The following is an 18,386-nucleotide window of genomic DNA, read 5'->3' as shown; positions in this document are numbered from 1 at the left end:
CTCAGCAGGGCGTCGAGAGCGCATCGACCACGGCTGCGGCGTCAGAGGCGTAGCGCGTGTAATAGGTGGGGTCGAGGTTGATCTGCACCCGGTGGATCGCGAGCGACGGATCCATCGACTGCCAGTCGGGGACTCTCGCGAGGCGCTCGTAGAACAGCGTCGCGGCGGTCGCCGGGTCCATGCGCTGCTCGGCCGAACCCCACCAGTGCTGCTGTTGGAAGAGTCCGATGCTCGTCGTCCGGCTGCCGTCGGGGTTCGTGAACCCGCTCGTCTCCCAGTCGCCGTAGTCGATGTTGTTCAGGCTGCTCTCGCCCATCGCCGTCATGACGCCCAGGATCTGCCCGTCTCGACCGAAGCCGAGCGCGGTCGCCGTCTGCATGATGGTCGCGGCGTTCTCGAGCTGCTCCCCCTGCCAGCCCGCGACACCCGCCTCCGGGAACGTGGTCGGATCGGAGATGCAGATCGCCAGCGGCTTCTCGTGGGCGAGTCCCAGCGGGATCAGCACCGCGGCGAGCGCGACCACGATCACCGCCGCCGCAGAGAGTGCGACGCGTCGCAGCACCTTCGCCCGCCGCATCCGCCGCTGCGCTCGACGTCGCGGCGACGCGCGGTGCGTGCGTGCGCGCTGCCGACTCGCCGCCTTGCTGTCAGTCGCCTTGCGGGCGCCTGCCTTCCTGCGAGCCGCCGTCTTCCTCGTCGACGGCGTCTTCCTCGTGGTCGCGCCCCGAGAGCTCATACGCTGCGGGTCTCGCGTCCGCCTCTGCCGACGAACGCGGCGAGGCCGCCCCCGATCGCACCGAACAGATGCGCCTGCCACGAGATGCCCTCGCGAACGCCGACGACGCCGGCGAGCATCGAGCCGCCGTAGAGTCCGATCACGATGAGCGCGACGATCGCATAGAGCACGCGATGAGCGACTCGTCCCGGCGCGAAGACCCGCATCACGGTGTATCCGAAGTATCCGAAGACGAGTCCTGATGCCCCGACGGTCAATGCTCCTGGCGCGTTCACGAGCCATGTGCCGAGGCCGCCGACCACGGCGGCGAATGCGGTGACGGTCCAGAACCTGCGGGCGCCCTCGACAGCGACGAGGCTGCCGAGCACGAGAAGCGGCACGGTGTTGCCGATCAGGTGCGCCCAATCCGCGTGCAGGAGAGGCCCGACCACGATGCCCCCGAGCCCCGAGAGGTCCCAGGACCGAAGACCGAAGCCCGTGAAGGACCCGGGGAGGATCGCGTCGACGAGCTGCACGAGCCACATCAGGGCGACGAGCAGCAGAGGCGCCGCGAAACGGCCGAGAGCGCTGGAGCGGGGGGAGTCGGCGGTGCGGGTCACATCGGGCCTTGTCACGTCACGATCCTGCCAGGACTGCCCCGGAGGACCCTGACAAAAAGAAAGTGACCCTCCGCGCACCCAGCAGAGCCCGGTTACCCTTGCTGCGTTTCCGCCCTGGGGGAATTGGCCTGGATGCCGCCACGCGGAGAGCCGTCGACAAGTCTAGCCGATGTCTGCCCCTGCTCTTTGACAGACTGGGCAGGTCATGGATCCCGTCGCCGCCCCTCCCCTGTCGACGTGGCATTTTCCGGGAACGCTGCGCACCTACCAGGCCGAGGTCCTCGACCGGATCCCTCCGGGAGGCGCAGCCCCGCTGCACATCGTCGCCCCGCCAGGCTCCGGGAAGACGCTGCTGGGCCTGCTGCTCGCCGCACGCGAAGGTCACCGCACTCTCGTGCTGTCGCCGACGGTGACCATCCGCCATCAGTGGGTGCGCACCGCGTCGGAGCTGGCGCCGGACGCGGCGGCCGTCTCGGATGATCCCGAGCGTCTCGGCGACCTGACGGTGCTCACCTATCAGCTGCTCAGCGTGACGGGAGACGGCTCACCCTTCGACGACCTCGCCAGGGCGATCTGGACGGAGGAACTCGTCGCGAGCGGCCGCACCGAGGCGGATGCCGCGACATGGCTCGCCGAGCTGGCGGTCGACAACCCCGCCCGCCACCGCTCCGGCATCCGCAGTCGTGCGCGCCGACTGCGTTCGCGTTTCACCCGCCAGCGCCCTTCGGAGCTCGCTCGCGTGCTGCACCCGAACGCCGTCGCGCTCATCGACCGACTCGTCGAGGCGGGGGTGCGCACGGTCGTGCTCGACGAGTGCCATCATCTGCTCGACCACTGGGCGATCGTGGTGGCCTATCTGGTCGTCCGCATCCGAGAGAGCGGCGCGGAGCCGACGCTGATCGGCCTCACCGCGACCCTGCCGTCGCCCGACGACGAGACCGAGTACGAGAACTACAGCCACCTCCTGGGCGAGGTCGACTACGAGGTGCCGACACCGGCGGTGGTCAAGGAGGGCCACCTGGCTCCGTATCGCGATCACGTGATGTTCACCGAGCCCATGCCCGCAGAGGCCGCGTTCATCCGACGGCACGAATCGCTGCTGCACGACCTGATCACGCAGGTGCTGTCGACCCCCGACGCGCTGTCGTACCTCGAGCATCACCTCCAACCCGCAGACCCGCAGGACGCCTCTCTCGCCGAGACCCCGCTCGCCCGCCTCGACCGGGCCTTCGCGACGGACTTCGCCCTCACCCGGTCATGCGCTCTCGTGCTGCGCGAGGTCTCTCCGCAGCATCCGCTCATCGCCTCCATCCCGCCGGCCCTGCTCGACCGATGCACGACCGACGACCTGCTGACGGTCCTGTCACGGTTCGCCCAGGCACGGCTGCTCTCGGATCCCTCTGCCGTGCGCCAGTGGGAGTACGTGCGGCGCTCGCTCGCGGACTTCGGGTACGCGCTGACCGACCGGGGTATCCGACGCGGCCGCAACCCGATCGAGACCACTCTGGCGTTCTCCGCCGCCAAGGACCACGCGGCCGTCGAGATCCTCCAGCGAGAACTCGCCGGCGCCGACGGCGATCGGATCCGCGCGGTCGTCGTGACCGATTTCGTCGAGCACGGCAACAGCCGCGGTCTGGCCGGTGACGCACCCGCCGGGGCGCTCCGCACGTTCGGCCTCCTCGCCGTCGACGCTGTCACCTCCCGACTGCGCCCCGTGCTGCTGACCTCGCAGCACCTGCGTGTCCGCGCCGACGACGCCGCCGACATCGCGGTCGCGCTCGGCGAACTGCTCGGCGAGCCGGTCGGCATCGCGGAGGGCACCGGTCCCGTGCGCGACCTGCAGGTGCGCGCCGCCGGAAGCGGACGAGTCGTCGCGGCCGTGTCCGAGCTGATCCGCCGAGGCGATGTGCGCCTGCTCGTCGGCACCCGGGGGCTGCTCGGCGAAGGCTGGGACTGCCCGTCGGTGAACACCCTCGTCGATCTCACGACCGTGGCCACCTCATCCGGCACCCAGCAGCTGCGGGGGCGCACCCTGAGGCTCGATCCGGCATGGCCCGAGAAGGTCGCGCACAACTGGTCGGTCGTCTGCCTGATCCCGTCGCACGTCGACCTCGACGATGCGTCCGAGTCCCTGCGACTCCGTCGTCGGCATTCGCATCTGTGGGGGCTGAGCGCCGAGGGCGACGGCCGGATCGTCAGCGGACTGGGTCATGTACTCACCGCACCCGCCGTCGAGGCGTGGACTCGTGTGCTCGACAAGGACCCGTCGACGACGATCGCGGATCTCGGCGCCCTCGTGCGCGCGCAGTGGCCCTCTCGGAGTCGGACGAGGGAGGAGTGGCGGATCGGCGAGCCGTACCGTGCCCACGAACGGGAGACGGTGTCGATCCGTCGGACGACCCGCGCCCCACTGCTTCGCGCCGCGCAGACGGCGAGGGCGGGAGCGGTCGGCGGCTTCCTCGCCGGCGCCGCGACGACAGGCGTGCTCGTCACCGTGCTCGCGCTCTTCGGGGTCTCCTTCGCCCCTGCCCTCGGGGTCGCGCTCGCGCTGATCGGGGGCGCTGTCGCTGCGACGGCATCCGCTGTGCGCATGCTCGTCCGCTCTCTGCGCGATCGCTCGCGGCCGGCCGAGATCTACCGAGCCGCGGCGGTCGCCGTCGCCCGCACGCTGGAGGAGGCAGGACGCGTCGGGCGGATCGACGAGTCAGCGATCACTGCGCGGCCGGACGACGCCGACCCCACCTGCATCCGCATCGAGCTCGGCGGCTCCGTCTCGGACGCACGCGTGATCGCCGATGCCGTCGAGGAGCTCTTCGCACCGGTGCGCACACCCCGGTTCCTGCTGCGCATCGACGCGGCCGGGCTGCCGCGGGTCCGGGTGCTCGAACGCCTCGCCGACCGCCTCTCCCCCGGACGCACGCTTCTCGTAGTGCCTCGCCTGATCGCCCGGCGGCGCGGAGACGCCGAGCGCTTCTGCGACCATTGGCGGGCCCTGATCGGCACGTGCTCACTGCACGAGCTGAGCGGGGTGCAGGGACTCGCCCTGCTGCGTGTCGCGCGCAGCGCCGACAGCCGGGTGGACCCCGCAGAACCCCGGGCTCGTGTCTGGGGCTGATGCCCGACGCCGGTTCTCACCCCAACCGTAGGCAGCCGGGTTACGATCGGTTCACGCGCACCGCAGCGCCCACGCGAGAGGGAACGCATGCCAGAGAACCCGCCCCTGATCCCGGCCGTCGTCGACGCCGAGCAGTTCGCCGCGCAGACGTCTGCCATCGTCGAGTCCGTCGGACGGGTGATCGACGGCAAGCCGGATGCCGTGCGGAGCGCGCTCGTGTGCCTGCTCGCCGAGGGACACCTGCTGATCGAGGACGTGCCAGGCGTCGGCAAGACGATGCTGGCACGCGCGCTGGCCGCGAGCGTGGATGCGACCGTCCGCCGCATCCAGTTCACTCCCGACCTCCTCCCCGGCGATGTGACGGGCGTGAGCGTCTACAACCCCGTCGATCGCGAGTTCGAGTTCAAACGCGGCGCGGTTTTCGCGCACATCGTGATCGCCGACGAGATCAACCGCTCGTCACCCAAGACGCAGTCGGCGCTGCTCGAGGCCATGGAGGAGGGGCAGGTGACGGTCGACGGGTCGACCCACATGCTGCCCGATCCGTTCCTGGTCGTCGCGACCCAGAATCCGCTCGAGATGGAGGGGACCTATGCGCTGCCCGAAGCACAGCGCGACCGCTTCATGATGCGCATCTCGATGGGCTACCCGGATGCGGCGGCCGAGGCGCTCATGCTGCGACAGCGAGACACCGTGAACCCGCTCGCCGCGGTGCGAGCGGTCGCCGACGCGGCGTCGATCTCGGGACTGATCGCCTGGGCGCGCTCCGTGCATGTCGCGCCGGCGCTCGAGGAGTACACGGTCGCTCTGGCGCAGGCCACCCGAGCCGACCCCAATCTGCACCTGGGTGCGAGCCCGAGGGCGACTCTTCAGCTGATCCGCGCCGCGAAGGTGTGGGCGGCACTCGACGGACGCGACTTCGTGATCCCGGACGACGTGACCGCGCTGATCGTCCCGGTCTTCGCCCACCGACTCCTTCCCGCCCGCGGCGCGCACCGCGCCGGAGCCCAGCCGGTCGAGGCGGCCCTGCGGCAGATCGTCGAGCGCGTGCGGGTGCCCGTGACCGCGCGCTCCTGACCCGCCGCTCGCCATGCCTCGCCGTCGAACCCTCACCCTGCGGGGAACGGGTGCGCTCCTCTCCGGTCTCGGCTGCCTGATCGCGGCGAACATGCTGGGCGCGCCGATCCTCCTCTACATCGGCATCCTCCTTCTCGTGCTCACCGTCTTCTCGGTTCTCGTCGTGCGGCTGCCGCGGCGCACGGGCACCGTCACGCGGCAGGTCTCGACCGACCTGCTGACCGTGTCGGAGACCTCGCGAGTGACCCTGCGCTTCACCCTGCGGGCCCTGCGCGTTCCCCGCGGACTCTGGCGCGACGTGCTGCCGCCCGCGGTGAGCGGCGACTCGGCGGGCGAGTACCCGTCCGAGACGGGGCAGCTGACCTATCTGATCACCGGCGTCCGTCGCGGCGTGTGGCCGATCGGCCCACTGGTGGTGCGCACCGTCGACCCGTTCGGTCTCGCGCAGCGCGAGCAGGCGTTCGGCGAGACGCGCACGGTCACCGTCGTCCCTGAGGTGTTCACGCTCGCGCCGCTGACCGTCAAGGTCGGGGCCGCCGGCGGGACCGCGCACACGTCTTCGAGCCGGCTCGGGCAGGGCAGCGACAATCTCTCGCCGCGCCGCTACATCCCGGGCGACTCGATGCGCCGCATCCATTGGCGGGCGACCGCGCATCGCGGACAGCTGATGGTGCGGCAGGAAGAGGAGGAGTCCAGCCCCGACGCTCTCGTGATCCTCGACCGCAGCGCCGCACGCTGGGCGCGCCCGGGTGATGCCGAGGACCCCGCTTTCGAGACCGCGGTGTCGATGTGCGCCTCCGTCGCCGTGCACCTCGTGCAGGAGGGATACGGCGTCGATGTGATCGACAGCGGCGGGACTCTGCTGGGCACGCTGCGCGGCCACGAAGACGATCGGGACGGCCTTCTCGTCGCCCTCGCGCTGGTCGGCCCGCGCGGCGAGCCCCGCGACCTTCCGACTCTGGTCGGTGGCACACCTCCGGGTCCGCTCGTCTACATCACAGGCGAGATCGACGACGAGGATGCCGCCCTGCTGCGCCCGTCCGGAGCGGCAGCGCCGATGCTGTTCGCGACCGCACCGGGCGCCGGCGTCGTCGCGGCGGCCGAGCGGACCGGCTGGCGCTTCGCGAGACTCGGCGACGACATCGCAGAGGCGTGGGAGGACGTGCTGCCCGACCGCATCGGCGGCACCGCGGACCACCGGGGAGCGACCGATGTCCCGAGCTGAACGACAGGCCGAACGCGGATCCCGCCTGTCGTGGCACCGCGAGCACGAGCTGCCCGTCGGCACCGTCCTGCCGTCGGTGCTGGCTGCGGCGGCCGGGCTCGTCGCGATGTGGCCGTTCACCTCGGTCATCGAACCCGGCAGCTGGTCGTTCGCGGTCCTCGCCGTGATCGTCGTCACGGCGCTCACGGGCATGACGTGTCGCACGCTGATGCGCGGCCGTCCAGCCTGGGCACGCGACCTCGTCACGATCGCCGTCCAGATCCTGGTGGTGATGGGCACCGTCATCCTGCTCGTCGCGGGCGACACCGCGGTGTTCGGCGTCGTGCCCACCGAAGCGACGTTCTACACCTTCCAGGCTCTCGCCGCCGCCGCCTGGGAGGAGATCGCTTTCGGTTCGGCCCCGCTCGCCGCATCACCGGGGCTCCAGGCGGTGATGGGCCTGGGGTTCGGCGTCGTCGCCATCCTGCTCGACCAGCTCGTCGCCCAGCGCGGCGCGATCCTCGCCAGCCTCCTCACCGCCGTCGTCGGATCCATGCCGATGATCGCCACTCTCGGGGGTGTGAACGTCGTCTGGTTCGTGCTGCTCGGCATCCTGATCCTCGTGCTACTGCGGTACACGGCGGCGCAGAATCCCGATTCGCCGCGGCGGACATCCGTGGCGGTCGCCGCCGGCGTCGGCGTCGCTGCGCTCGCGGCGACGGTGATCGTCGCACCGGTGCTGCCGGTCTCGGCCACTCTCACGGGTACAGGTACGGGGGTCACCGTCGATGCGTCGCTGCGCCTCGGCGATGACCTGCGACAGCCGAACCCTGTCGAGGTGCTCACGTTGGCGACGACGGCGGACACCGCGCCCTACCTGCGACTCACGACGCTGTCGTCGTTCGACGGGCGCGTGTGGGAGCCCGATCGCGGCGACCTGCAGGCGCAGAGCGAGGGATTCGGCCCCGACGAGTGGGCGGACGACATCGAGACGACCGACCAGAACACCTCCATCCGCGTGATCCGGATGTCGAGTTCATGGCTCCCCGTGCCGTACCCCGCGACCGGCGTGCAGGGACTTTCCGCCGCCTGGCGGGTGAGCCCCGAGAACCGCACTCTCGCGTCTCGCAACGGGGATGCCGTCGGCAACGACTACACGGTGCGGTCGCTCGAGGTCTCACCGACTCTCGAGCAGATCCGCGCGCTTCCCGCCGCTTCGCCGATCGTCGACCCCGATGCCGAGCCGGTCGACCTGCCGGACGTGATCGGCGAGACGGCGGCCGAGGTCACGGCGGACGCCACGAACGACTACGACCGCTTGGTCGCGCTCCAGTCGTGGTTCCGGAGCCAGTTCGCCTACTCTCTCGAGACCCCTGTCGATGAGGGCTTCGACGGCACCGGAGCCGATGCGGTCGCCGAGTTCCTCGAGGTGCGGTCGGGATACTGCATCCACTTCGCCGGGGCGTTCGCGCTCATGGCGGAGAGCCTCGACATGGAGGTGCGCATCGTCGTCGGGTACCTCCCCGGGGCGCTGACCGAGACGACGCGCGGCGATGAGGCGGTGTACTCGGTCTCGAGCGACCAGCTGCACTCATGGCCCGAGGTCCTCTTCCCCGGCGTGGGCTGGGTCCCGTTCGAACCGACGGCGTCTCTCGGGGTTCCGACGGCCTTCAGCGCCGCGGCGACGACGGGCGGGGGGACGGGCGGCGCCGCGACGCCCGCTCCGACGGCGGCTCCCAGCACCGAGCAGACCTCGGGACCGGAGCTCGAGCGTGAGGATGCCGGCGACAACGCCGGCGCAACCGGGGAGCGTCGTCAGCTCGACCCCACTCCCGTCGTGCTGACGACGCTCGGGGTGCTGGTGGTGCTGCTGATTCCCGCATTCGCTCGTCTCGCGCTGCGGTTCGCGCGACGCGGGCGCGCGCGGGACGGTGACGCCGGAGCCGCGTGGGCCGAGCTGCGGGCGAGCATGCAGGATCTGCGCGTACCCCTGTCGGACGCCGAGACCCCTCGCATGCGCGGCGATGACCTCGTGAGAGACAGCGGCGTGAATGCCGACGCCATCAGAGTGCTCGTCGCCGCAGTCGAGCAGGCGAGCTATGCGCGCCCCTCGGCGAGCGCGGCCCGAGATCTCGACGCCGCTCTGATCGATGTGACGGCTCAACTGCGCCGCAGCGTCGATCGCTGGACGAGGGTCCACGCGTTCCTGCTGCCGCGATCGCTCTTCGTCAGCCGCCGCACCGACGTGCCGCTGCTCGTCTGAGTAGTACCGCGACTGCCGAAGGTGCTGGCCAGGGGATCAGGCGGCGTGCAGCTCGCAGCGCACCGAGTCGCAGGATTCGCAGACGACGAACTGGGTGCGGCAGGCGGGGTCCGGGCAGTTCGCGGTGCGCTTGGTCGGCACACCGCAGCCGACGCACTCGCCGATGACGGCCGCGTGGTCGGAGAAGTCGACGGAGCCGCGCTTGTCGAACACGTAGAGTGACCCCTCCCAGAGGCCCTCGTCACCGTACTGCTCGCCATAGCGGACGATGCCGCCCTCGAGTTGGTACACCTCGCCGAACCCGCGGGCTGTCATCAGGCTCGAGAGCACCTCACAGCGGATGCCGCCCGTGCAGTAGGTGACGACCGGCTTGCCTTTGAGGTCGTCGTAGGCACCCGAGTCGAGCAGCTGCACGAAGTCGCGAGTCGTCTCGGTGTCGGGAACGACCGCTCCCCGGAAGCGGCCGATCTGCGCCTCGAGCGCGTTGCGTCCGTCGAAGAACACGACCTCGTCGCCTCGCTCCCCCATCAGCTCGTGCAGCTCTTCCGGTGTGAGCCGAGTGCCGCCGCCGATGACGCCGTTCTCATCGACCCGCAATTCGCCCGGCGCTCCGAATGACACGATCTCGTCGCGCACCTTGACGCTGAGCTTCGGAAAGTCGACGCTACGACCATCGGCGTCGACGCCGGTGCCTTCGCTCCACTTGATGTCGGCGTTCTTGAAGGGCGCATAGGCCCGGAATGACCGCGCCCATTTCTTCAGCGCCAGAAGGTCACCGCCCAACGTGCCGTTGACTCCGTCCTTCGAGATGAGGAGCCGTCCGCGCAGCCCGAGCGCTTCGCCGAGGTCGCGCTGCCACACCCGGATCGCATCCGGATCGGCGAGCGGGGTGAAGACGTAGAAGAGGACGATCTTGGGGGTTGCCACCCAGAGATCCTACGTCGCACGAGCGGGAGCCCGACGCCGCAGCGGCACCCGAGTGCCGAGAAGCCGCCCGACGTGACGATGCACCGCGGGCACGAGTCCGACGTGCTCTCCGGCGTCCGCACGCGTGAGCAGCTTCGTCATCACGTACAGCTGAGAGACGATGCCGCTCTCGGTCTCGAGGTCCCGACGGAATCGCCGCGCGATCTGATCTGCCACGTGCGGAACGGCCAGGGAGTGTCCGAGCAGGAACGCCGGGTCATAGCCGCGCGGCGCCAGACCCCAGGACTCCCAGTCGGCGATCGCGAACGGCTCCCGGTGAAGGTTGTTCCAGTGCAGGTCGCCGTGGCTCGCCACCCAGTCGTCCTGGTCGACGTCGAGGTCGATGCCGAAGAACACGCCGATCCTGCGGCGCATGATCTCGGAATCGAGCACGGTGCGCTCCGTCGGCGTCGCCGCGACGGCGTCGAGGTTGCGTTCGAGCGCGGTCCACCACGTCTCGTCCAGCCCGGGCGTCCGCTCGAGCACGGATGTCGGAGCGCACACCCGACCGGGAAGCAGGCTCATGAGGTCGGCCCGATACACCAGCGGTCCTTCCTCCCACGCCCGCGCGTCGATCAGTCGGGGCTTCTCGACCCCGGCGATGGTCATCGCGTCCTGGTTGCCGACCCACCACGAGCTCCTCGCCCACTCGCTTCGAGCCCAGACGACTCGCAACCAGTATGAGGAGCCGGCCCGTTCGACGGCTGAGCCGATCGACCGGTCGCGCCATCCGAAGCGGGAACGGCCGATCGCATCGAGGCCGAGGTCTGCGAGAGCGCGGGAGTGTGCCAGGCGCAACGCGGTGCGCACAGAAGTGCTGGCCACGGTGGGCAAAGGGTCTGTCGCCATGAACGTCCTTCCGAGACGAGTTCGCCGATCGGTGTCGGCTGCGCGGCCGGGCTCACACACCCTGGCCGTGCGCTCTTATATGACTGCATAGTGTCTACGTTCGAGGCTAGAGAGCATCGCTTTGCGGGCGCAAGGCTCGGACGGATCGCATACCGGTGGAGCAGCATCCCGCCGGATGATGCTCCTCACACGAGCTGGTCATGGGCTGCCCACCCGATCGGATAGACTGTTCAGGTTGTTCCTTGGTGACGTGTCCGAGCGGCCGAAGGAGCACGCTTGGAAAGCGTGTGTTGTGCAAGCAACCGCGGGTTCGAATCCCGCCGTCACCGCCAAATCGAAGGCCCCGACTCCCCTACGAAACACTGGGGGTGCGGGGCCTTCGTCATTTCGCGGGGGTGACCCGTGGCAACGTTCCGGCAACAACTGCAGCATGGCGAGCCACATCGAGAGCCTCTGCGACGCTGTCGAGGTCGTCCTCGAAGAGGTCCGCGTAGACGTCTCAAGCGTCATTGCCGCTGAGGCGTGACCAAGCATTCGCTGAACCGACTTCACATGCGCGCCGGTAGAAACGGCGAGCGAGGCCGCGGTGTGCCTCAGGTCGTGCGGCGTCACGCGGGGAAAGTCCTCATCCGCGTCGCGCACACGCTTCACCGCGAACGCGAACCATCCGCGCACGCTATTCGGCAACCGCATGTGCGTGACGCCGTCGCCGAACAGGAGATCCTCGCGGCGTTTCCCCTCGCACAGCTTCGCAATCGACATGGACAGGAACGCCGGGTATGGCACCGAGCGTGCCTCGTGAGTCTTCGGAGTTCCGACGTGTACCACTCCCCCTACAAGGACCGCATTCTCCTCGACGCTCACACGACGCCTGAGCGCGTCTACCTGCTTCACCCGCAGCCCCGTGGCCTCGCCCCATCTGAGGCCCTGTAGGCCAAGAAGAGCACGAGCACGGGGTATGTGGAGGCCGCCGCGAGTCTGTCGACCTGCTCGTGCGTCAGGTAGGGCTTCGACTTCGGCACCTTGCGCGGGAGTGCCACACCTCGAGCAACGTTGCGACTGACTCTCATGGGCGAGCTCAAGCCGCTCATCCCCGTGACGGTGAGCCTCGCTACGACGATGTCGGGCGTGCTCAACGCCGCCCTGCCCGTGGTCGCGTCTGGCATCAGTGCCGTCGTCTCGGTGGCTGGTCCGCTCGCGGACATCATCGGCGAGATCCCGGCCCCGATGCTCGCGTCGGCCGCAGCTGGTGTTGCTCTATTCGCAGCGCTCCGCGGCAACGAGACGTTGTTGAGCAGTGTCGGAGACGGCATCAAGTTCGTCACCGAATATGCTCACGCTTCGGCTCAAGCTGCGCTCGAAGCAGGCGGCGGCGCGACTACGATGGGGACCGCGTTCCGCGCCGCAGGCGGGTTCGCAACTGGGCTCGGCAACAGCCTCAAGGCGGCGTTCGTCGCCAACCCGGTTGGGCTCATCTTGCTGGGTGTTTCGACGGCCGCCGCCGTTCTCACTGCCGCGCTGGGTGAGCAGGCCCAGCGCGCCCAGGAGGTCCGCGAGAAGACGGCGGCGTACAAGGACACCCTCGTCGCCGTCACAGGCGAGATGACCGACGCGACGCGCGCGCTCGCGAAGGAGTCTCTCACCAACCGCGAGTCGTGGGCGTGGATGGAGTCGAGCACGGTCGCTGAGACGGCGACGAAGCTCGGCCTCTCGCTCAACACAGTGACGAACGCGATGCTGGGCAACTCCGACGCGATGTCTCAGGTGAACGCTGCTCTGAGTGACTAGTCGAACCAGTTCAAGATCACGGCCTTGGAGCAGGAAAACTTCACCAAGACCGTGCAGGTGAACGCCGAAGCGTCACGCACTGCTGCCGAGGAAACCCGCAAGAAGACGGAAGAAGATCGGCGCGCAGCCTTGGCGATGACAGACGCCGAACGCTCTAACCAACGTCTCAACGAGGCGCTGCGGATCACTAGCGATGTCGGAGCGGATGCCACATCGCGCCTACAGGCCTTCAAGCAAGTACTCGATGAGCTCCGCGGCGGCACCAATTCTCAGGCCGACCTCACCCAGGACCTCAACGACCAGGTCCGGTCCCTTGATGAGGCGTTCGCCGCGACCGACGAGAACGGCAACCGGCTGGCGAGTACGCTCGTGCTCGCCAACGGAGAGATCGATACCCAGACGTCCGCCGGCTCCCAGCTACGCACCCAGATCCAGGGCCTAGGCGACGACTACCTCAACGCCATGAGAGAGGCCTCAGACGCCGCCGCAAAGAATGGCGAGCACAGTGTCTCCCTCGACGAGGGCCGCGCGATTCACGAGAAGTACGCGACCGCCCTCGCTGACTCGGCACGTCAAGCGGGTCTGAGCGAGGAGGCAATTGCCGCGCTTGTGGCCGCCACGCTGGAGCAGCCCGCACTCGTCTCGACCGTGTTCTCTTCGAATGCGACCGATGAGAAGCTCAAGGCGATAGAGCTCGCGCAGCAGATCCTGTCCACGCCCGACAAGCAGTTCGAGGTGTCCAGCGATGACTTCCCCGGGCTGCGGGATGCGCTCGCGAGGCTCGGCGTTGATATCCGAACGCTCCCGGCCGGCCAAGTGACCGTGAGAAAAGACGATGGTTCGTTCGTCTCTGTCGAGCAGGCTCTCAATACTCTCGCGCGAAACCGGTCGATGAACATCCACGTCACGACGAGCGGTGTCACGAAGGTCGGCAACCGGGAGGTCAGCCCCGGCCAGTGGGCGACGGGTGGTCCGGTCTTCGGGCCTGGCTCGGGCACGTCGGATTCGATCCCCGCTCTGCTGTCGAACGGCGAGCACGTCGTCACGGCCGCCGAGGTGCAGGCCGCCGGCGGACACTCCGCGTGGGCGCGTATCCGGCGGGCCGCCGTCGACGGGACGCTCCAGGTGCCCCGGTTCGCAGAGGGCAGACCCGTGTTCCCGATGCGCGACACAGGCACAACGATGGTGCGTGTCACGACACCCGCAGCCTCGAGTCTCGGGGCCGGCGGTGACCTCGTCGGCGAGCTTCAAGCTCTACGCGCCGATGTCCAGTCGCTGCAATCCGCACTGGGACGCCCGAACGTGCAGATCAGCAATCCTGTGTCGCGGGATGCCAAGTCGGATGCATGGGAAGCGATGCAGATCCTCGACGCCTAGGAGGCAACCATGACCACAGAACCAGAAACGAACAACGACCGCGAACGCATCGACGCCATCCGCGCGACCCGCCACCAACACCCCGCCCACCCAATCGACGAGATACGAGCGCAGCGCCGACACCGTCACGAACACCGCACCATCCCCAAGGAGAACAAATGAGCACCGACCAGACCACCGACCTCGAGGCCGATCTCGCCGCCCTCGAGCAACGGGCCATCGACGGCGAGCCTGTCACCCCGGAGGAGCTCGCCCACGCCCGTGAGCGGGCCACCCTCGCGGGACTCGCTCGCAAGGGCCAGGCAGCACGGCAAGAGGCCGCGGAGCGGCAGGCAGCCCACGAGCGCCGTGAACAGGGAAAACGAGAGGCCGCCGCGCTGCTCGCGAACATCGACAGCGAAACCGACGCTGCGGCCGCCGCAGTGATTGCAGCAGTCGAGACCCTCGCAGCGGCCGTTGCTGAGCGCAATCGAGTCGTCGAAGAAGCCGCTCACGTACTCGACCGCGTGGGCCTGCCCAGCCCTAACTACTCACACCTCGACCCATTCGACGTTCCCAACCTCGATCGTGAGTACTTCGTATCCTGGGGGCACGGTATGCAGCTGAACAAGGTCACTGTGGCGGGTGAGAGCCACCACCCCGTCGCAGTCGCCTCGAAGGTGGTGCAGACGATGGGCCGCGCCGTCCAGACAGTCAGCCTTGGCCGGAAGGTCGAGATCCAGAGATGACCATGTAGACCGGATCGCGCTGCGGTCTTGGGCGTCCTGCAGCGCATCCTTTCCCAGGGCCCCGGCGACCACCTGCGCCGGGGCCCCTTCTACGCACCGCTCAGAGAACGCGCGGAGGGCGAGCACGGCGGCCAGAGCAGTGGGGACGATGAGACGACGCATCCGCTCGGAGTAGCGCCGTCTCACCCCCGTTCAGGAGTTCAGATCCTTCTGCAACTCGGCGAGGAGTCGGAGCAGCGGATGCTCGGTCTCCTGGTTGCTCTGCTTCTCGTAGGCCACGAACAGCACGACCTGCTTCCCCTGCTTCTCCGGGACGAGGTACTCGGTGTAAATCTGGACGTCGCCGGGCCAGGCATGCGCGGACGAACTGTTCTCGTCGATCGCGGTGCTGGCCTTCACCTCCACCAAGGCGAGGGCCTTGCGTCCGATCGCTCGCACGTCATCGACCTTCGGGCTGTCCCCCTTGACGCCGGTGGCATGTCCGAGGATCACCGCCTGCGCGGTGAGCACGGTGAAGAACACCTCACCCGTGCCCTCGTCCCGAAACTGCATCTGCGCCCAGATGATCTCCTCACCGGCGGCCGTGATGGTCAGCGCGGTGAGCACACGCGCGTACCAACGCGCGTGCGTGTTCTCGTCGCTTTCGCTGACGAGTACCGCGACGTGCTGATCCCGGCGGAACTTGCGGTCCAGGTCAGAGGCCGTCTCTCGGTGCTGCTTAGTGGGCTGCATCGTTGCGGCCCTCCTTTCGTTAGTGACCTCACCGTAGCGGCTCCTGCACACAGCTCAGCCCCTTGCTGGTTAGTGGTCGATCACGATCCAGACGATGTCTTCGCGCTGGTCGCCGTGATCGTCCTCCCACACTACGTTGGCCATCGGCCTGTCCATGAAGGGCAAGAAGCTCGTCGCAGTGCGGATCCGCCGCGCGGGGAACGTAACCGACTCTCCGTCAGCCAGCGTCACGGGAAGGTCCGGGTACTCCCACTCGAAGTTCGAGTTGACGCCCAGCATCAGTGCCTCGACCGTTCCGACCTGACCCGTCTGGTTACGAAGAAGCCAGGTCCGCGGCTCGGGTGCACGCTCCATCACCCAGCCCCGGTACTCGTCGGGACGCAGAGGCCGTTCCTCGCCGTCATCGTCGGGGTCCGGTTCGGTTGCTTCCCGCACGGCCACCTCAACGGCCGCCTCGACCTCCGCCTCGATCCGCGGACGCGTCGTGATTCTCAGCGAGCGGACGAATCTAACTGCGGTCCGCAGCGCAGCAACTATCCGGTCACGGATCCGCTTCCCCCAAGGTGTGACGGCGGCTCCAGCGGCGACGAGGACGAGCACTACGACGCCAGCGACGACCTGGCCGCCAACGTCGACCCACCATCTGGCCCATTCGTCTGAATTCATACCGATCACCGTATCGGTCACGCTTCTTGGCGCGATCCCGGGTCTGCCCCATTCATCGGCGGTCCGAAAGCGGGGCACGGGAGTGTCGCGGTGAACCACGGCGCGCGGTTGCCCGAGCGAATCACCGTGCACGAGGGCAGCTACCGCTTCAACGATGCCGGAAGCACATGGGACGGCGAGTATCACTACCGCAACCCGGAGTATCGCTTCGAGCCTCGATAGAGTGCCAGGCATGGAAATCGCCAGCTTCGTCGTCGCTGTACTCGCCGTCATCGCGTCAGGCGCAGCGGCGCTATACGCGCTGGGCGCGAACCGTCGAGCAGACGAAGCGAATCGGACCGCGGAGGAAGCACTCAAAGTGCAACGCGCCGCCCTACCGCCGGTCTGGAGCGCAGTCGAAGCCATTGGGGAAGGCACGATGGCGTTCCGCAACCAGTCGAGCCGCACGATCGAGGTCCTCGGCATTACCGTCGAGCCCGACGAGGCAGCTCAGTTGATCGGGGCCCCGCCGCGTCCTCACACTGTGGAGTATGGAGACTTTCTCGCCCTCCAGGTGCGAGCCCGATATATGTCACAGCCTGCACACCGCATCTTCATCGAGTGGCGCTACGAGGGTGAGGCCGACGTGCGCAAGACGATGCGTCAGGTTTAGGCGGCAACACTTCAGAGATGACAGATCGATTGCTGAAGGTTGCGGACGTCACCCAGACCCAGCGTGTATAGGATGCATACCATGCAACGATGGACTACGAGCTATCGATTCACCTGGACGCCGATCGTGACGTTCGCTCGCCGACAGCTCAAATTCCTCGACTGGATCGAGGCGAACCTCGACCCCGTATCTTTCTATGATCGCGAGGGAACGACGGGAGTGGCAATTCTCTCGCGAGATATCCGTCTGACAGTGAGCCGGTCCGGGATGGTGTTGGAGGACGGGGCTGCCCTTGAGGCAGGTGTCGGTGTCCTTCGCGAAGCAGTCGCGGGGGCGCTGGGTGTCCTTGAGCCCAAGGACCTCCGGCTCAAGAGCGGATCAGTAGCGTGGTCCGAGGGCCTGGCTGGGTTGCCGTACAACGAAGCTCGCGCGGGGCTCTCACGTCTGATGTCGGGTATCGATCTGTCGTCGGATGTCCCCGTGCCGGTGGACATCTCGGCCCTGATGGACGTGCTGACCCCGGAGTACAGCGGTCAGGTAGAATGGGGTGTGGTAAGCGCTGAGGAGCTCGTCGATCGACTCGCCCGTCCGCCTATCGGCCGGATCGCGACTAATCGCCCGGAAGCGTCGGCTGCAGCGATCCATCCGGACGAACTTCCAGAAGCCTCCGTGTTCGTCGACTCGACGTTCTCGAGCCTCGCGCCCGAGAATATTCAAGACGCGGAAGGTGTTATGAATGCTGTAGCGGATATCGATAGTGTGTCCAACAAGCTCGCAACTGCTTTATACGCTCAGATCACGAAAAATCTCCGGGGGAAACAATGAGTTCCACACCAACACTTGAGCGCAGGATCGGGACGGTCGACGCAGACTGGGTTGACATCGCTCCTACCGTTGCGCGAAGCAGCCGACTCACGGGTGCCCGCATCGTTGTCGCGATCAGCGGGATCCGGAACGCGCTCGCCACCGGCGCCGATGAGGGAATCGTCATCGACACCGATGACTTCCGCCCGGTCGACGAGCTTGACCGCGCTGCCGCGGAACAAGCCGACGCCCGCTGGAGCGACTGACCCGCCTACGGGGACCTTGCACATGCAGGTTCTGATTCAACGGGGGCAGGTGTGGTACGCCCAAGTTCCCTTCAACGACGAGGTAGTCGAGTCGAAGGTGCGCCCGGTCATCATCCTGGGGTGGTCTACCTTCGCCAAGAACGATGATCACAACGTGCTTGTGGTGCCATGCGCCACATTCGGTGGAGACCCGTCGAAGGCGCGCGGCGGTGACGTCAAACTTGCCGATGAGGCCGCAGCTGGACTAGCAGGACGAGGGTCCTTCGTAAGGTGCCGGCGACTGATGTCTCTACACCCGTCGGGCGTTCTCTGGAACCGGGGTTCCCTGGGCACTCTCATTCAGGCGGATTGGGACATGGTCCTGACCGAGGTCGAGCGTCTCTTCGCGACCCCCCAGCTCGCAGCAGTGCCCGGCGCGCACGTTTGAGTTGCCAGCTTCGGTACGCACCGAATGCCCCGATCTCATGGCAACGAGGTGGCAACGATTCTCATAACCGTTGCACCGCCTGCTAATCGAAACGTGCGCTAGATCGGCGTACTCTCGCCGGTCGAGCACTTCGTCCT

Annotated in this window: 18 protein-coding genes, 1 tRNA gene, 1 other RNA gene and 1 pseudogene; 13 read left to right on the top strand and 8 right to left on the bottom strand. The window is 67.9% G+C overall.

Translation table 11 applies throughout. The features are described 5' to 3' along the window. Position 1 precedes the first annotated feature (1 nt). From QRN21_RS11190 to ffs, 3 genes are all read right to left on the bottom strand, one after another. Positions 2 to 736: a hypothetical protein gene (locus QRN21_RS11190; RefSeq protein WP_285364116.1), complete on the bottom strand. Its 735-nt coding sequence runs from the start codon at positions 734 to 736 to the stop codon at positions 2 to 4. Then, complete coding sequence (locus QRN21_RS11185; protein ID WP_232224462.1) at positions 733 to 1,350, bottom strand: rhomboid family intramembrane serine protease; 618 nt, start codon at positions 1,348 to 1,350, stop codon at positions 733 to 735. The genes QRN21_RS11190 and QRN21_RS11185 overlap by 4 nt, the downstream gene beginning before the upstream one ends. Positions 1,351 to 1,393: 43 nt before the next feature. Beyond that, an RNA gene (gene ffs / locus QRN21_RS11180) (signal recognition particle sRNA small type) lies at positions 1,394 to 1,490 on the bottom strand. Between the two features lie 50 nt (positions 1,491 to 1,540). On the opposite strand from ffs, the gene QRN21_RS11175 reads away from it, so the two are divergent. The 4 genes from QRN21_RS11175 (at position 1,541) to QRN21_RS11160 (ending at position 8,994) form a co-directional block, all read left to right on the top strand. Beyond that, positions 1,541 to 4,450 carry a DEAD/DEAH box helicase family protein gene (locus tag QRN21_RS11175; RefSeq protein WP_285364113.1) on the top strand — a complete coding sequence of 970 codons (2,910 nt, stop codon included), beginning with the start codon at positions 1,541 to 1,543 and terminating at the stop codon, positions 4,448 to 4,450. 87 nt (positions 4,451 to 4,537) lie between these two features. After that, the gene (locus tag QRN21_RS11170; RefSeq protein ID WP_056279820.1) at positions 4,538 to 5,527 is read left to right on the top strand and encodes an AAA family ATPase; all 990 of its coding nucleotides are present in this window, start codon (positions 4,538 to 4,540) and stop codon (positions 5,525 to 5,527) included. Positions 5,528 to 5,540: 13 nt separating this feature from the next. Then, complete coding sequence (locus QRN21_RS11165; protein WP_285364110.1) at positions 5,541 to 6,752, top strand: DUF58 domain-containing protein; 1,212 nt, start codon at positions 5,541 to 5,543, stop codon at positions 6,750 to 6,752. Further along, a complete protein-coding gene (locus QRN21_RS11160) occupies positions 6,739 to 8,994 on the top strand; it encodes a transglutaminase TgpA family protein (RefSeq protein ID WP_285364108.1) in 2,256 nt (751 codons plus the stop codon). Before QRN21_RS11165 ends, QRN21_RS11160 begins: the two co-directional genes overlap by 14 nt. Before the next feature lie 36 nt (positions 8,995 to 9,030). On the opposite strand, the gene trhO is transcribed toward QRN21_RS11160, so the two are convergent. Both trhO and QRN21_RS11150 read right to left on the bottom strand, forming a co-directional pair. Then, positions 9,031 to 9,921, bottom strand: a complete 891-nt coding sequence (trhO, locus tag QRN21_RS11155; RefSeq protein ID WP_056279814.1) for an oxygen-dependent tRNA uridine(34) hydroxylase TrhO — start codon at positions 9,919 to 9,921, stop codon at positions 9,031 to 9,033. A 9-nt stretch (positions 9,922 to 9,930) separates the two neighbouring features. After that, positions 9,931 to 10,809 (bottom strand): hypothetical protein, encoded by an 879-nt coding sequence (locus QRN21_RS11150; protein ID WP_285364106.1) that lies wholly within the window; start codon positions 10,807 to 10,809, stop codon positions 9,931 to 9,933. Positions 10,810 to 11,053: 244 nt separating this feature from the next. Here QRN21_RS11150 and QRN21_RS11145 point away from each other — a divergent pair. Beyond that, positions 11,054 to 11,141, top strand: a tRNA-Ser gene (locus QRN21_RS11145). A gap of 50 nt (positions 11,142 to 11,191) precedes the next feature. On the opposite strand, the pseudogene QRN21_RS18045 reads toward QRN21_RS11145, so the two are convergent. Next, positions 11,192 to 11,867 (bottom strand): annotated as a pseudogene (locus QRN21_RS18045) (tyrosine-type recombinase/integrase); the annotation flags it as partial. Between the two features lie 70 nt (positions 11,868 to 11,937). On the opposite strand from QRN21_RS18045, the gene QRN21_RS11135 reads away from it, so the two are divergent. Genes QRN21_RS11135 through QRN21_RS11120 form a run of 4 tightly spaced genes read left to right on the top strand, consistent with a single transcriptional unit; the run spans position 11,938 to position 14,702 of the window. Next, positions 11,938 to 12,597 carry a hypothetical protein gene (locus QRN21_RS11135; protein ID WP_285364104.1) on the top strand — a complete coding sequence of 220 codons (660 nt, stop codon included), beginning with the start codon at positions 11,938 to 11,940 and terminating at the stop codon, positions 12,595 to 12,597. Between the two features lie 24 nt (positions 12,598 to 12,621). Then, positions 12,622 to 13,974 (top strand): hypothetical protein, encoded by a 1,353-nt coding sequence (locus tag QRN21_RS11130; protein WP_285364102.1) that lies wholly within the window; start codon positions 12,622 to 12,624, stop codon positions 13,972 to 13,974. 9 nt (positions 13,975 to 13,983) lie between these two features. After that, entirely contained in the window at positions 13,984 to 14,136 is a 153-nt protein-coding gene (locus QRN21_RS11125) for a hypothetical protein (RefSeq protein ID WP_285364101.1), read from the top strand. Next, a complete protein-coding gene (locus QRN21_RS11120; protein ID WP_285364100.1) occupies positions 14,133 to 14,702 on the top strand; it encodes a hypothetical protein in 570 nt (189 codons plus the stop codon). Before QRN21_RS11125 ends, QRN21_RS11120 begins: the two co-directional genes overlap by 4 nt. A 192-nt stretch (positions 14,703 to 14,894) precedes the next feature. Here the strand turns inward: QRN21_RS11120 and QRN21_RS11115 are convergent, their stop codons facing one another. Next, positions 14,895 to 15,434, bottom strand: coding sequence for a hypothetical protein (locus tag QRN21_RS11115; RefSeq protein WP_285364098.1), 540 nt, complete (start codon positions 15,432 to 15,434; stop codon positions 14,895 to 14,897). A 69-nt stretch (positions 15,435 to 15,503) separates the two neighbouring features. After that, positions 15,504 to 16,334: a hypothetical protein gene (locus QRN21_RS11110; protein WP_285364096.1), complete on the bottom strand. Its 831-nt coding sequence runs from the start codon at positions 16,332 to 16,334 to the stop codon at positions 15,504 to 15,506. On the opposite strand from QRN21_RS11110, the gene QRN21_RS11105 reads away from it, so the two are divergent. The 4 genes from QRN21_RS11105 to QRN21_RS18025 all read left to right on the top strand — a co-directional run bounded on the left by QRN21_RS11105 (position 16,333) and on the right by QRN21_RS18025 (position 18,249). Then, the gene (locus QRN21_RS11105; protein ID WP_285364094.1) at positions 16,333 to 16,752 is read left to right on the top strand and encodes a hypothetical protein; all 420 of its coding nucleotides are present in this window, start codon (positions 16,333 to 16,335) and stop codon (positions 16,750 to 16,752) included. The two genes, QRN21_RS11110 and QRN21_RS11105, sit on opposite strands and share 2 nt — an antisense overlap. Positions 16,753 to 16,833: 81 nt before the next feature. Further along, on the top strand, positions 16,834 to 17,577 hold the full coding sequence (locus tag QRN21_RS11100; RefSeq protein ID WP_285364092.1) for a hypothetical protein: 744 nt from the start codon (positions 16,834 to 16,836) through the stop codon (positions 17,575 to 17,577). Further along, on the top strand, positions 17,574 to 17,822 hold the full coding sequence (locus QRN21_RS11095) for a hypothetical protein (protein ID WP_285364090.1): 249 nt from the start codon (positions 17,574 to 17,576) through the stop codon (positions 17,820 to 17,822). The genes QRN21_RS11100 and QRN21_RS11095 overlap by 4 nt, the downstream gene beginning before the upstream one ends. Further along, entirely contained in the window at positions 17,728 to 18,249 is a 522-nt protein-coding gene (locus QRN21_RS18025) for a type II toxin-antitoxin system PemK/MazF family toxin (protein WP_350223953.1), read from the top strand. The genes QRN21_RS11095 and QRN21_RS18025 overlap by 95 nt, the downstream gene beginning before the upstream one ends. Positions 18,250 to 18,386: the final 137 nt, after the last annotated feature.

It is taken from the genome of Microbacterium sp. LMC-P-041 (assembly GCF_030209555.1).
GTDB lineage: Bacteria > Actinomycetota > Actinomycetes > Actinomycetales > Microbacteriaceae > Microbacterium.
The sequence above is the reverse complement of the archived record's forward strand: the minus strand, read 5'-3'. Positions and strand labels throughout refer to the sequence as shown.

Bases quoted from the DNA above. Each gene is read 5' to 3' on its own strand.
- QRN21_RS11150 (WP_285364106.1), bottom strand. From the start codon at position 10,809: ATGGCGACAGACCCTTTGCCCACCGTGGCCAGCACTTCTGTGCGCACC.
- QRN21_RS11110 (WP_285364096.1), bottom strand. From the start codon at position 16,334: ATGCCTGGCACTCTATCGAGGCTCGAAGCGATACTCCGGGTTGCGGTA.
- QRN21_RS11105 (WP_285364094.1), top strand. From the start codon at position 16,333: ATGGAAATCGCCAGCTTCGTCGTCGCTGTACTCGCCGTCATCGCGTCA.
- QRN21_RS18025 (WP_350223953.1), top strand. From the start codon at position 17,728: ATGAGGGAATCGTCATCGACACCGATGACTTCCGCCCGGTCGACGAGC.
- QRN21_RS11120 (WP_285364100.1), top strand. From the start codon at position 14,133: ATGAGCACCGACCAGACCACCGACCTCGAGGCCGATCTCGCCGCCCTC.
- QRN21_RS11170 (WP_056279820.1), top strand. From the start codon at position 4,538: ATGCCAGAGAACCCGCCCCTGATCCCGGCCGTCGTCGACGCCGAGCAG.
- QRN21_RS11160 (WP_285364108.1), top strand. From the start codon at position 6,739: ATGTCCCGAGCTGAACGACAGGCCGAACGCGGATCCCGCCTGTCGTGG.
- QRN21_RS11100 (WP_285364092.1), top strand. From the start codon at position 16,834: ATGCAACGATGGACTACGAGCTATCGATTCACCTGGACGCCGATCGTG.
- QRN21_RS11165 (WP_285364110.1), top strand. From the start codon at position 5,541: ATGCCTCGCCGTCGAACCCTCACCCTGCGGGGAACGGGTGCGCTCCTC.
- QRN21_RS11095 (WP_285364090.1), top strand. From the start codon at position 17,574: ATGAGTTCCACACCAACACTTGAGCGCAGGATCGGGACGGTCGACGCA.
- QRN21_RS11190 (WP_285364116.1), bottom strand. From the start codon at position 736: ATGAGCTCTCGGGGCGCGACCACGAGGAAGACGCCGTCGACGAGGAAG.
- QRN21_RS11115 (WP_285364098.1), bottom strand. From the start codon at position 15,434: ATGCAGCCCACTAAGCAGCACCGAGAGACGGCCTCTGACCTGGACCGC.
- QRN21_RS11175 (WP_285364113.1), top strand. From the start codon at position 1,541: ATGGATCCCGTCGCCGCCCCTCCCCTGTCGACGTGGCATTTTCCGGGA.
- QRN21_RS11125 (WP_285364101.1), top strand. From the start codon at position 13,984: ATGACCACAGAACCAGAAACGAACAACGACCGCGAACGCATCGACGCC.